The organism is Methanospirillum sp. (assembly GCF_035406105.1).
Taxonomy (GTDB): domain Archaea; phylum Halobacteriota; class Methanomicrobia; order Methanomicrobiales; family Methanospirillaceae; genus Methanospirillum.
Genome location: NZ_DAONKG010000001.1, coordinates 1 through 13532 on the forward strand (window position 1 = coordinate 1; position 13532 = coordinate 13532).

At 44.9% G+C, this 13532-nt stretch carries 9 protein-coding genes; 3 read left to right on the plus strand and 6 right to left on the minus strand.

The window, feature by feature from the left end:
* Positions 1–583 precede the first annotated feature (583 nt).
* Both PLA23_RS00005 and PLA23_RS00010 read right to left on the minus strand, forming a co-directional pair.
* Positions 584–1066, minus strand: a complete 483-nt coding sequence (locus PLA23_RS00005; RefSeq protein ID WP_324329923.1) for a hypothetical protein — start codon at positions 1064–1066, stop codon at positions 584–586.
* Between the two features lie 1387 nt (positions 1067–2453).
* Entirely contained in the window at positions 2454–4337 is a 1884-nt protein-coding gene (locus PLA23_RS00010; protein ID WP_324473461.1) for an SWIM zinc finger family protein, read from the minus strand.
* Positions 4338–4435: 98 nt separating this feature from the next.
* On the opposite strand from PLA23_RS00010, the gene PLA23_RS00015 reads away from it, so the two are divergent.
* From PLA23_RS00015 to PLA23_RS00025, 3 genes are all read left to right on the plus strand, one after another.
* Positions 4436–7582, plus strand: a complete 3147-nt coding sequence (locus PLA23_RS00015; RefSeq protein ID WP_324473463.1) for a DEAD/DEAH box helicase — start codon at positions 4436–4438, stop codon at positions 7580–7582.
* The gene (locus tag PLA23_RS00020) at positions 7579–8469 is read left to right on the plus strand and encodes an SWIM zinc finger family protein (protein ID WP_324473465.1); all 891 of its coding nucleotides are present in this window, start codon (positions 7579–7581) and stop codon (positions 8467–8469) included. The genes PLA23_RS00015 and PLA23_RS00020 overlap by 4 nt, the downstream gene beginning before the upstream one ends.
* Positions 8470–8780: 311 nt before the next feature.
* Positions 8781–10025, plus strand: coding sequence for an ATP-binding protein (locus PLA23_RS00025; protein WP_324473467.1), 1245 nt, complete (start codon positions 8781–8783; stop codon positions 10023–10025).
* A 37-nt stretch (positions 10026–10062) separates the two neighbouring features.
* Here PLA23_RS00025 and PLA23_RS00030 read toward each other — a convergent pair whose 3' ends face one another.
* The 4 genes from PLA23_RS00030 to PLA23_RS00045 are packed head-to-tail and all read right to left on the minus strand — an operon-like array spanning position 10063 to position 13532.
* Positions 10063–10782: an ABC transporter ATP-binding protein gene (locus PLA23_RS00030; RefSeq protein ID WP_324328347.1), complete on the minus strand. Its 720-nt coding sequence runs from the start codon at positions 10780–10782 to the stop codon at positions 10063–10065.
* A complete protein-coding gene (locus tag PLA23_RS00035) occupies positions 10761–11705 on the minus strand; it encodes an ABC transporter ATP-binding protein (protein ID WP_324473469.1) in 945 nt (314 codons plus the stop codon). The genes PLA23_RS00030 and PLA23_RS00035 overlap by 22 nt, the downstream gene beginning before the upstream one ends.
* A complete protein-coding gene (locus PLA23_RS00040) occupies positions 11702–12598 on the minus strand; it encodes an ABC transporter permease (protein WP_324328350.1) in 897 nt (298 codons plus the stop codon). Before PLA23_RS00040 ends, PLA23_RS00035 begins: the two co-directional genes overlap by 4 nt.
* Positions 12591–13532, minus strand: coding sequence for an ABC transporter permease (locus PLA23_RS00045; protein ID WP_324473471.1), 942 nt, complete (start codon positions 13530–13532; stop codon positions 12591–12593). The genes PLA23_RS00040 and PLA23_RS00045 overlap by 8 nt, the downstream gene beginning before the upstream one ends.

Genomic DNA, 13532 nt, shown 5'->3' on the forward strand with positions numbered 1-13532 from the left:
GGGGAAACACGTCAATCATGGAAGAACAGGATGGGAGTCTGGTACTTACCGTTTATGACATTATTCCCTTTTTTTACCTGTCATCGGAAAAAATGAGAGTTTTAATCCCTATTGAAGGGCTATCGGGGTTATCATAGCCTCTGAATGCTGCGGTGAAATTTTCCGGTTCAGATACTGATTCGGGGGAATTTTTTGTAATTTCTAACCTCTCACTCGCTGAAGGGAATATGATTTTCACGGCTCATGGAACGCCACATGAGTTTTATGAAAGTGATATATTGAAAACACGTATTAGGAATCAGAGTCCTTTGAGTTTTTCAAACGGAGAACGTTATCAGGATAGCAGGATATATCTTGAAGTGCCTCAAATCCCTCCGCAGAATAGTCAAAGCATGAGTGATGATTATGGATATTGTATTGTCCAATGCTATTTGAATGGTGGGGTGAGGCCCTGAGAATTGACATGTCAGAAATTTAATCCGACCTGATATCCATCTCTATCATTTTTTCAGGTATGGTTTAGGACTAGTGGTGATATGTATGCTCAAGAATTTATGAAATCATACGAAAATACCTTTTAATTTTATTTTCGGGCCGGATGCCCGGTTTTTTGGATACATGCCACGTATTCAGCAACCAGATAATAATTATTCAGATCTTCTTCGTCCAGTCCACGGTATATGAATAACTCATCCCAGAGCTGACTGCTTCCCTCGACCATGAAATACCCGGATTCAAGTTCAAAGCCAACGATAACAGGACATCCCTTGAATATCTCATCCTGATTTTCATAGAGGCTTTTTCCGGTTCCGGTATTTTCGATCTGGAAAACCTGAGCCAGAGGGGGTTTGCCTGGAGGGATCTTGTGTGCAGAATGCTCGTTCAAGGTAACATTTTCGATTACGATCTGGAGTAGTTTTTGTTCAGTTCTGTCTATGACCGGATAGTTCTCCTTCAGGTATGCAATGACGTCTTGTATTGGTTTCTTGTTGGGTTTGAGTCCTGGTCTGAATGTTTTATAGGTTTCTTTCCATGACTGGACCATTTCCGGGGTTGGTTCCTGCATGAGCATAATTAGGTGAAAGATATCTTACTCATAACTAATCAATGGATTGGGAATTCAGATCGTTCATTCAATATTGTCATTTCAACAGTACATGTCAGAGGCCCTCTCATCAGATTTACTTCAATAATTTGTGCAGGTCTCTTTTCCATAGAACTGCTACAACTGTTACAACTGTTACACGGGCGTTAAATCAGATAAGGATATCTCAATGCAACCTAACAAAAAAACCCCACACTGGTGATCGCAAGTTTATAAATTCTTTATAAACCCCAATTTGTTGGAAGGGGGTTTTTTAGCTATTCTCATAAGAAAAGCGGAATACTAATACCCCATACAAAGAGATAACCTGACGGTGTAGGATAATCATTGATTATAGTGCCTTGCAAAACGTCTTTTAATAATCGGATTTAAAAGAAGATTATTCCAAGGCGTGCAATCTAAAAGCACTACATAGTTTAAACGAAATTTTCGGAATAAATTCTAAAAATTTCGCATTATACTATATTTTCATGATTTGGATGTTCTGGCAAACTTGAGAACATCGAGGCGGCATTTGAGAGTTTTCGGGAGATTGCGGATATCGTCAATGGGGACGGGGATAAATGTATGGAACAAGGAAATATGTAATTCACGATTTCTTTAATGAACCCTCTCCTTCACTCAATGTATAGCAGTGAAGTGTAACTCCCATATCACTCAGAGGCTCCAATAAAACAAGATCGGAATAATTTGGAACTATTGTGGATTTACCAGACCCATTGGGCCCGGCAAAAATTGAAAATATCCTCATTGGTCGGATATGCCAAGAGTTTTATACGTTCGGCGGGAAGCCTCTCTTAAAACCTTATCCGTGTGAGCAAATGAAGGAATAAACCCCTTTTCATTCCATTTCGTCTCGCTTAAGATCCGAATGCTATCAGGTGACATTTTCATCATGATCTCATTTTTTTGAGACTCTTTAATGACGATACATTGAAGGGGTTTTTTTATCTCTCTTCTCCCTCTGGAAATATGCCCATAAGTACCCCTTTTTTGGCCCTCATTTTGACATAAATGGTGCTCCCTATAAGTCCGGGACCGGTTTTTTTTTCCAGCAGGTGAAGAAGTGTTTCGCATAAATGTATTGCCCTATTGTATAGGTAGTAAGATAATATGTATTTTCCTTACATCGCATAAGATGGATACTGACACAAACTATGAACCGATATAAATTTTCAGTCATTATTAAGATAGACAAAGAGGGTTACTATGCATTTATTCCCGGACTATAGGGATGTTCCTCTCAAGGGAGCTCATATGAAGAGGTTTACGAACGGATACAGGAGGCTATCAAACTTTATACAGAAGATTTGATTGCATAAGCAGCCCTTCTCTGTTTAAATATTATTCACATATCATCAATAATTCTTTTCCCTTCAAGAACTGCAAGATCCTGGATGAACCTTCGTTTTTTTGCATGCTCAGTCTTCAGATGAAGTATGTACTCCTCGAATTCAGCAGACTTGCCGGATTTTTGAGAGGCGGCCTTCCCTTTCATAAGAAAACTGACTGCAACCACATATAAACCGGGGTTTTTTAGGTTGATTAAGGTTTCAGCAAGTTGTTTCCAAATCATAATAGCCTGCTCAGGATTTTTCTTCACAATAGCATCCGCTATACGATCATCCAGACAATCTCTCGGATTGTTGATGACTCTTCTGGGATTCGGAGTATACCACAGGAATACCTCTTTTGGATCATTCCCGTCGATAGCCATCTCAAGGAGGAGATCCCGTACCGGATAGTTTACCTGTGCATTTCTCCTGGCCAATGTAACCCCGGTTTCAGGGAGGATACCAGGGAGGATACTCCCTTCTTCTGAAGAAGTTGGCAAAATCCCATCTTTCAGAAAGGCATGAATATACGGCCTGATAGAATCGGAAACTCCCGCTTTTTTTGCTGAAGTCATCATTGTTTTATAATGATACAGGGATGGGTTTCGCATAAAAATTTCAGTATCAAGAGCGGTGATCATGAGCCAGTCACCAGACTCTTCATATATTGTTCGCAATATTTCGAAGAGCTGTATTGGTTCATAAGGACTGAACCGCTTCTTATAAACAGATTTCTTGATCCACTCAATCGCTTCCATTTTTTTGTTTAACTGTAAAAGTAACGATATGAAGGGAAGATCCCGGTTCTGTTCCTCAGCAAGACGGCGTGCAAATTCTATCGCCTCATCACTTCTTCCTGACCGCTTAAGAGCCATCTCTATCCAGTCAGCATAATACAGCAGATCACCTTCTGAAGAGGACTCTCCATCCTCTCTTTCTCCTTTGTTCTTCCCAAGAAGACAATCAGCTACCTTTGACCATTCAGATTTATTATCTGAGCAATGAATAAAACCCCTGATATCATCGGTCAGATCGTACTCATCTTCCTTGATCAACTCAATCGCAGACAAAATCTTCTGATGGACCGGAAGATCCGAGCGCTCGAATGCTTTTGCAACGACCTTTATGCACTCCGATATTTGAGAACTGATTGAACCAGATTCATCATCCATCTCAAGTTGAGCAGCAGATTTTTCCAGGAGGATATGACCAAGGCTGATAAGATCAGCATATCGCTTCGCTTCAAGTAAAGCAGAGAAACTCTCATAGATACCGGAGTAATCCGGCATATCTTCTTCATCAATCTCGTACCAATCAGAATAGGAGACCTCCTCTGACGTTACCAGTTCGATTTCTGCAATAATAGCCGATTGTGATGAATCGGATGAACTCTCCTCAATTCTCTGTCGCCGGTTCAGGTACACCGCAAGATCATGCCCCTCAAGCCCGGAGAGGATGATATTAATCAGGTCGTCCTTTGAGAGCGACTGTAAATACGCTTGTAGGTCTTTCTTTTGATTATGAACCGGGGTAGGAAGAACAAAATTACTCGATCCCGAATCAAGAAGCGGAAGATATGTCCTCTCATACTCGTTTTCAGGAGGTTTCGATACCTCAACGCCCCGTTTTAACCGCTCAAGATACTCCATCATCAAAGCAACGCCATGTTTGCAGTCTGACCCCACCGGACAGGTACATCTTGAGGAGAGACCTTCTGTTCCTGATACCACCGTATGATACTCTTTTGTCCCCTCTACCGACCCGCAGATTATATCGTCCGAGATCTGATATACGCTTAATACATACCCGGATCTCTGATATGATCTCCCTCGTGAAGCGGTCTGTGATCCCACCCAGGAGTTTAGATCCTGATGGGAGAGATCACGAAATTGTTTCATGATAAAGAGAGCTCCTCTGAAGCATATCAACGGATGGATCGAACCTATCAATCCCATTATGTGAGCAGAAGGAGACCATATATGTACAGGGGCTATTAGTGACTGCGAAGCGACCAGCACCAATCCACGATACAGAAGAAGAGACCTTACCTGATCCTTCACTTCCCGTCCTTCATGCCTTGATCAACCCGTCCGTTGAAGGGGTGGCGATATGTGCAGAATATATAACAGATAAACCTGCTCATGTCAGGAAAAAAGGCTACGATAAGGATAAACCGGGAGAATATCCATACTCCCTTGATCATACTGATCTCAAAACGCTCATAGAGAACTGTTTTGGAGCATATGATGATCTGAAGGCTACGAGGTGGATTATGTACCTCCCCGCTGGAGAAACGGTCCCTCCTTCCTCTCAGTTCTCATCAAAAAAGAAGCCATCACCAAAGGAGAAAAAACTCCCTCTTGTTCCGATATATGTTCCGGTTCTCCTCTGCTCGTATGATACCTTTTTTCAGATCTGGAAAGCCGCTCACAATACTGACAACCAATACATTCCAGGTGATTCCTTCCAGTACATCTCCATTCTGATGGAGAGCACCGTCAGGCTTATCCAGAACGGACGGTTCAAACCATCTTCAGAACGGACATTTGCCGGGTATCATGCCCTATGGATCCCGGCCCTTACTCCTCAGGAAATGGCATGGGTATCAGAATTTTCAAGCCGGATGCCCCAGGTCTCTAGATACGCTCTTCCCCGGGTCGCTAAAGATCCCTTTTTTCCGAAACCGGAGGCCAGAGTCGAGAAATTCATCAGAGAAATGATGCAGGTAATCATCCGTTCTGCCTTGGCCGGTTATAACCTGAAAGAAGAAAAGGATCCCTATTTTCAGCCCACAGAAAATGAGATGCAGTTCATGACTGATCTTATCGGGGTAACCGATCCTGCCAAAGACAAAGGATTTGAGAGAACCTTCTCACGGGCAATGCAGGACTGGCTGACCTTCGCCAGTTCAGGACGGTTTGCTCCCTTTGAGTTCTGCATGATCATCAAAGATCCGCCACAAGGACATACGGAACCGTGGGATTTCAGTCTGTATGTCAGATCCGAGGCAGAACCGTCTCTTCTTATCCCGGCTGGCATTATCTGGGAATTACCTGATCACCAGTGCGGGCTGTTCCCCCAGGGAGCCTATCTCAAACACATCCTCCTTGCCGGTATCGGGCTTGTAACCTCATCATCATCGGTATTATGGCGTCACCTGTCCGGAAAGAACCCCACCGGAGGAAGCATGACCCTCAAAGAGGCTGCAACGTTTCTCGGATCTGACCTTGAAAGAGCAAAAAGGAAAGGAGTTACCGTGCTTCTGCCGGACTGGTGGACAGATACGACCTGTACACCACGGGTTGAACTCCATGCACAAAGGCGGAATCCTTCCCATACGAAGGCAAGGATAGGGCTGCAGGAACTCCTGTCATTTGATTACCGGATTGCAATCGGTGATGAGTCATATTCACCGGATGAGTTCTGGACATTGGTGAAAGAAAAGGCTCCCTTTGTCTGGCTGGGAGGCAGATGGATACCCATTCGTCCGGATGCCATACAGCGTGCCCTGGATTCTTTCAGCAAACAGCAGAGCAGGGCAGAAAATACCACCGGCGATCTCCTGCGGCTCTCCCTGAAAAACATGGAGGATTCCGACGTCCCGGTCTCGATTCATGCAAAGGATGACTGGGTTGCGGATCTTCTGGACTTTTTCAGGACTGAGACATATCAGGCGATCCTTGTCCCGAAGAAATTTCAGGGAACACTCAGGCCATACCAGGAAGAAGGGTTCTCATTCCTCTGTCAGTGTACCAGGAGAGGGTTTGGCGCCTGCCTTGCCGATGACATGGGGCTTGGAAAAACTCCCCAGACCCTTGCCTGGCTTCTTTATCTGAAAGAGACAGAAAAACCCATGAATCCCGCCCTCCTTATATGCCCGATGTCGGTTGTCGGGAACTGGGAGCGGGAAATACAGCGGTTTGCCCCTTCCCTCCGTTCATGGGTGCATCATGGAACTGACCGGTGCAAAGGCGATGATTTCGTGAGACATGTCGGTTCATATGACCTGGTTCTGACCACCTATCATCTGGCAGCACGGGATCGTGACCATCTCAAAACCGTTTCCTGGTCTGCAATCATTCTTGATGAGGCACAAAATATCAAGAACGTTCATGCAAACCAGACTGTGGCAGTAAAATCGCTCACCGGAGAGAGGCGGGTTGCTCTGACCGGCACCCCGGTTGAGAACCGGTTACTGGAACTCTGGTCGATCATGGACTTTTTAAATCCGGGATACCTTGGATCACAGAGTGCATTTACGAATCGGTATTCCCGCCAGATAGAGCAGGATAAAAATTCGGAACTGATACAGGAGCTGCGATCCCTCATCCGTCCGTTCCTGCTCAGGCGAATGAAGACAGACAAGCATGTTATCGATGATCTCCCGGAAAAGATGGAGAACCGGATATATTGCACCCTCACAACCGAGCAGGCAACCTTATACCAGGCGGTTGTGTCGGATATGGCAAAAAACCTTGATAAAGTGGAGGGTATTGCCAGGAAAGGAGCAATTCTTGCTGCGATAACACGACTGAAACAGATATGTAACCATCCGGGACGTGTTGGCAGGGATAAATCAATTAAGGCTGAACGGTCCGGGAAGGTGAGCCGGCTGCTGGAGATGATTGAAGAGATCGCTTCCGAAGGGGACTCGGCACTCATATTCAGTCAGTATGCAACATTCGCTGAGGAACTCGCAGGGATGATAGAAAAACAGGGAGACACACGGGTTTTCCTCCTGACCGGTTCAACGCCCAGGAAAAAACGGGAACAGATGATAGAGGAGTTTCAGGCGTCATCTACCCCGATAATCTTTGTTATTTCTCTCAAAGCCGGTGGAACTGGCCTGAACCTGACGAAAGCGACGCATGTATTTCATGTTGATCGGTGGTGGAATCCGGCGGTTGAAGACCAGGCAACTGACCGGACGTACCGGATTGGACAGAAGAGGAATGTGCAGGTGCATCTTATGATAACGGCTGGAACCCTTGAGGAACGGATAGATCTGATGAATCAGGAGAAACGGACGCTTGCAAAGGAAGTGCTTGCACAGAGTGATGAGTATCTGACAAATCTCTCAACCAAAGAACTTTTGGAGATTGTATCACTTCGTGATAGTCTCTTTCGCGGGGAGGAAGCATGAGGAGACGCAAGAACCGGTGGTGGATTAAATCAATACATGATGTTCCAGACGAGAAGAAAATTCAGCTGAAGGCACAGGATGGCCCGGTCGGGAGGTCATGGTATGTACGGGATTTTGTCAGAGCAATGGAGTCTGTTGCTGAAAAGAAACGGCTTGCACGGGGGCTTGACTGTGCCAGGAAAAATGAGGCATCCAGACTGGTATTCACACCGGGGTGGATTAAGATCGGGATCAGTTGTTCCGGGTATACGATTCGCGATGTGGACTTTTCGGTAACCCAGTTCAGACAACCTGAATGGGATACACTGATAGAGACGATTGCTAAAGATGCATCACTCACCGGGGCACTGGTATCCGGGGATTTCTCCGTATATTTTGTTCAGGAACTCAGACGTGTTGGTCTTGAACTGATTCCTTCTCAGGACAGATGGTTTTCCTGTTATTGTACCTGTGGTGATCAGTATAATCCCTGTATTCATACGATCGCCGCATGGTATTTTGTTGCGGAGGCACTGGATGAGAATCCCTGGCATCTTCTGTATATCCGGGGAAAGAGCAGAGATGAGGTATTACATGCGGTACGGCAGGTCAAAACGGTTCAAAATGAGAACGTGAGCAGGAGTGTCGCCCCGGTATCCGGGTTTATTCCTTCAGGGATCTCACTCCCTGAAAAGGCAGCTCCAACCGGGTTTTTCACCTGCGAGGGGGAGGGGCCGCTTGTCCCGATACAACGATCATCGGTGAAGGTCATTCCAATCAGACTGCTTGGCAAATCTCCCTATTATTTTGGGAGATATAACATGGCAGATGTCGTTACAGAGCTCTATCCCCCTATCTTTTCATACGCAGACTCGATTCTTCAAGGTGAAAAGAGGGAGGAGGAATGATCGCCCCTCTCTCTATCCGATTACAGAGTTTTGGATGAACCGATGATTTGTGTGGTGTGATACCCAATCAGAAGAGGCCACCATTCCCTCGTGTTGGGGCGGATATTTGGAAAAAGGATGATCTTGTGCTCAGCGGATGAGAGGGTTGCCTCTGGTGAAACTACAGGAGGAGGCCATTCTCACTCATTTGATGTTTTTTAGCGGTACGACCACACTATTGCCAGGGACAATACTATCAGATAGCCACGAATGAGGTGACATAACTGTTATTACTAATAAACGAAAAATAGATTTTTGTTTATTGGTAATATATGATTCCTCATCACATCCTGAAAGAAGTCATAGCAGATCAACTGAAACGATTTACGAATCAGGATCCAGGTATACCACGGAGAATCGATCCTGCACAATACCGTCATAAGGATAGGATTGTTGTTATTTCGGGGGTCAGAAGGTCTGGCAAATCCACGTTCCTGAAACAATTATCTCTTGGATTTCCCTCTTTCTTATATCTGAATGCTGATGATGACCGGTTGATCGGTTCTACTCCAGAGGATCTTTCATCCCTTCTTTTCATCTGGGAGGAGCTATATCCCGGAGTACGAACGGTCTTTTTTGATGAGATCCAGAATATCCCCGGATGGGAACGGGTTGTAAGAAGAATGCATGACGAAGGATACCGGATTTTCCTGACCGGGTCAAATGCACAGATGCTCAGTAGGGAACTTGGAACCCATCTTACCGGGAGATATGTTCGGATTGAGCTGTTCCCCTTTGGGTTTGATGAATACTGCACGTTTCATCAATTCTCGTGGAATCCATCCGGTATTCATACCACCAGTGAATCTGCAGCTGCTCTCCGGCTTTTCTCACAGTACATTGATGACGGGGGATTTCCAGAATATCTGAAAGATCCGGATCCGGAGATCCTGCAAAGAACCTTTGATGATATTTTGTTCCGTGATGTAATCGCCAGATATGGGATTCGTGAAATCAAATCATTCCGCTTATTATGCAGATATGTATATTCAAATATGACGAGAGAAGCAAGCCTTACCTCTCTGGCTTCTGTCGTGCAGATGAAAAGTCCTGTTTCCTTAAAGAACTGGATCGGATACCTCGAAGACACCTATCTTATCGGAACGCTCTCTCCGTTTGAGTATTCAATGAAAAAACAACTCTCAAGGAACCAAAAATATTACGGAATCGATACCGCTCTCCGAAATGCTGTATCCTTCAGATTTTCAGATGACCACGGCCTTCTCCTTGAAAATATTGTATGGATGGAGCTTCGCCGGAGAGGGTATGAATTATACTGGCTGAAAGGAGAGAATGAATGTGATTTTATCGTACTGGACCAGGGAAAAGTGATTATGGCAATTCAGGTATGCTGGAACCTGTCCGATGAAAACCGGGAACGGGAATTCGGTGGTCTTATGGAAGCTTGCACCTCGTTTCCCGGATCAACGGGATATCTGCTCACACTCCACCAGGAAGAAGCACCGACTGGGGGGATTTGTGTCATGCCAGTCTGGAAGTGGATCCTGGAAAGGTAGCAGGTCACAATGTACCGAGCAACAAATGGAAGGTAATTTAAGATCCCATATAAGAAACCCAATCATCAAATTCTTCTTTTTCAACAAGAGTACATGTTCCATCTGTTATGATCCCAATCCGATCACACATAATCTGCATCACTTCCGGATCATGAGAAATAAACACACATGCCGTATTATTTTTCTGCTGTAAATCCTTCATGAGATTCAGAACCTGGGCCTGGACTGACATATCAAGCATTGAAGTAGGTTCATCAGCGACGATGAGCTTTGGGGAGAGTGAATATATTCGGACCATCATCGCCCGTTGCAGTTCTCCACCAGATAACTGACCTGGATATTTCTCAAACAACTGATGATGAAGACCGACAGCCTCAATTAATGGAAAAAGAGAACGAAAAACATCCTGTTGATCCTGCTTTGTATGATACACAAGCGGTTCAGTAACACTATCAATCAGCCGTCTCCTCGGATCAAAAGAGATCTCCGGGTGTTGAAAGATCATCTGCATCTTTGTTCTTAAAAGTGGCCTCATTTTTTTCGGCACGGTCGACACATCATCCCCTTCAAAATAGATTTTACCAGAGGTACATCTCTCAAGACCTACTATACACCTTCCAAGTGTAGACTTTCCTGACCCGCTCATCCCGAATAATCCTATCGTTTCGCCGGAATCGAGAGTGAAGGATACATCCCGAAAGATATCTCCATGACCAAATGTCTTATATAACCCTTCTACGCGGAGAATCTGTGACATCGCACCTGCCTCTCCTCTGAAATATCACATATTTCCGGATGAACGTCTTCGCCTCTTGCACAGGGGTGAGGACATCTTTTATGAAAATAGCAACCTTTGGGAAGATTCAAAAATCCAGGGCATGAACCTGGAATTGGTTTCATACCATTTCGGGGAAGGGCGGAAATGAGCCCTTTTGTATAGGGATGCAAAGGATTGGAAAAGATCTCATTCACCGGTCCAAACTCAACCAGTTCTCCTGAATAGAGAACGCCCATGGTATCACCAATACGGTGAGCCAAATCCAGGTCATGCGTAATTAACAACTGGGTATCCTGCCGGTTCGCTTTGATGTGGTGTAATATATCTATGGTTGATGTTCTGGCTGCATAATCAAGCCCTTTGGTAGGTTCATCAAGGACCAGAAACTGAGGTTTTGAGGCAAGAGCTATGCCAGTGGCAACCCTCTGTCTCATTCCTCCAGACAAACGGGATGGAAGCGAAAGAGACACCCGGACAGGATCCAAAAACCGGAGATTGGAGAGAATATGCAAGACTTCTTCTGTGACAGATGATTTTTTCACCCCTCGCAATTCAACAGATTCAGCAATCTGATCACCGCATTTCATCAGGGGATCTAATGAAGCGGATGGATTCTGAGGGACAAGTGAAATTTCTCGTCCCCGAAGGTGAGAAAACTCTTCTTCAGACAGGGTAAGTATATCTAAACCCTTGTACCGGATACTTCCTGATATGATCGATTTTTGAGGCAGCAGGCGAAGAACTGACTGCCCGATAACTGATTTTCCTGAACCGGTCTCACCAACCAGCACACAGGATTTCCCTTTTGAAATACGAAAAGAAACCTGTTGCGATGCATGAATGACTCCGTTTCTTGTCGGAAATGAAACATTAAGATCAGTTACTTCAAGTATGGAATTCATAAGGAACCTTCATTATCTGCCAATGGATTCGTAATATCCCGAAGTCCTTCTCCTGCGATATTAAAAAGCAGGGTGACACAGGTGATCATGAGACCTGGAATAATGACATTGAACGGTGCAATCCGCATATACGGGAGTCCGGAATTTATCATCGAACCCCATTCCGGAATAGCTGGAGGGATACCTATTCCCAGAAAAGAAAGGGTTGAAATGGTCAGGATAGTGTGCCCGATATCCATTGTTGCGAGGACTATTACTGGCATGATGCAATTTGGTAAAATGTGTTTGGTAACAATCCACCATCCCGGAAGACCCGCAGCCCTCGACGAAAGGACATAATCCTGGTTTTTTTCTGAAAGGACCTGTCCCCTTATCAGTCTGGCAAAAGATGCCCATTGAACAATCGTGAGCATCATAATCATATTCAAAATTCCAGATCCCATAAGGAGCATAAGCGCAAGAGCGAGAATAATCGAAGGGAATGCAAGGAACAGATCAATTATTCGTGCAATACAATTGTCTACCCACCCTCCCAGGTACCCTGAAAGACTCCCAATACTTACACCGATAACAAATGATATCAGGATCGTGGTACCAGCAATCCCCAGTGATGTCTGAAGACCGTACATTACCCGTGCAAAGAGATCCCTGCCAAGGTAATCCGTACCCAACAGATGATCGAGCGATGGCCCCTGGTTTTTCCCTCGCAAATCCTGACTATTCGGATTCTGTCCGGTGAGGAGCGGTGCACACAGACTGAGGACAAAGACTATGATAATACATACAAATACGATCTGAAGATCCCTTCGCTCTTTTAACCGGTGATACCAATCGTATTTTTCCCATGAAATTGATAATCCCCTCAATATGGCAATATGTACCGTTTCACTCATAGTTTATCCTCGGATCAATGACATGGTACAGGATATCGATAACAAAATTCACCATCAGGAACATGAAGACGATAACCAGTATGGTACTCTCAATGAGAACCAGATCACGGGCTGAAATCGCTTTCATTAAGAGAGCTCCAATCCCTGGCCAGGCAAAAACGGTCTCAATGACGACCGAACCCGCGAGAAGAGAACCAAAAGACATCCCAATCACTGTCAGGACTGGAAGCAGAGCGTTCTTACATGCATGAGAGATGAGAATTTTTCGCCAGGGTAGTCCTTTGGCTTTTGAAAAGGTCATAAACGGTTTTTCCATGGTATCGAGCATGCTCGTCCTCATAATCCGGGTAATTGAAGCCATTGAATGTAACCCCAGAGCAAAAAGCGGAAGAATAAGGTATTTTGGAGAGCCATATCCCGCAACCGGAGTAATACCAAGCCATAATGAAAAGATCAGCACCAGCATGACAGCTACCCAGAATGCGGGCATAGATACGCAAAATATGGTCAGGAACCTGACCAGGTGGTCAATGAGGGTATTCTGACGGATAGCAGATAAAACTCCCAGAATAAGACCCGTGATGATTGCAAACGTCATAGCACTACAGGTCAGGATAAGAGTTGGTGGCAGATACAATGCAAGCAATCGGGTAACTGGTTTATGATAGAGAATGGAATTTCCAAGATCCCCCACAAAAAATCCTTGTATCCACTCAAAATACTGTTCCAGGAGTGGCCTGTTCAGATCATATCGAAAAGCAACCTCCTCGATGAGTTCAGGAGGGGCTGACTCTTCAAGTCCAAGAAAGAGGTGTTTTGCCAAAACTTCTGCAGGTTCTCCAGGGATTGCGTTAATGACCGTGAATGTAAATATTGAAGAAAAAATCAATGTCAGAATCAGATAACCAGTTCTTTTCAGAATGTACTGATGCAT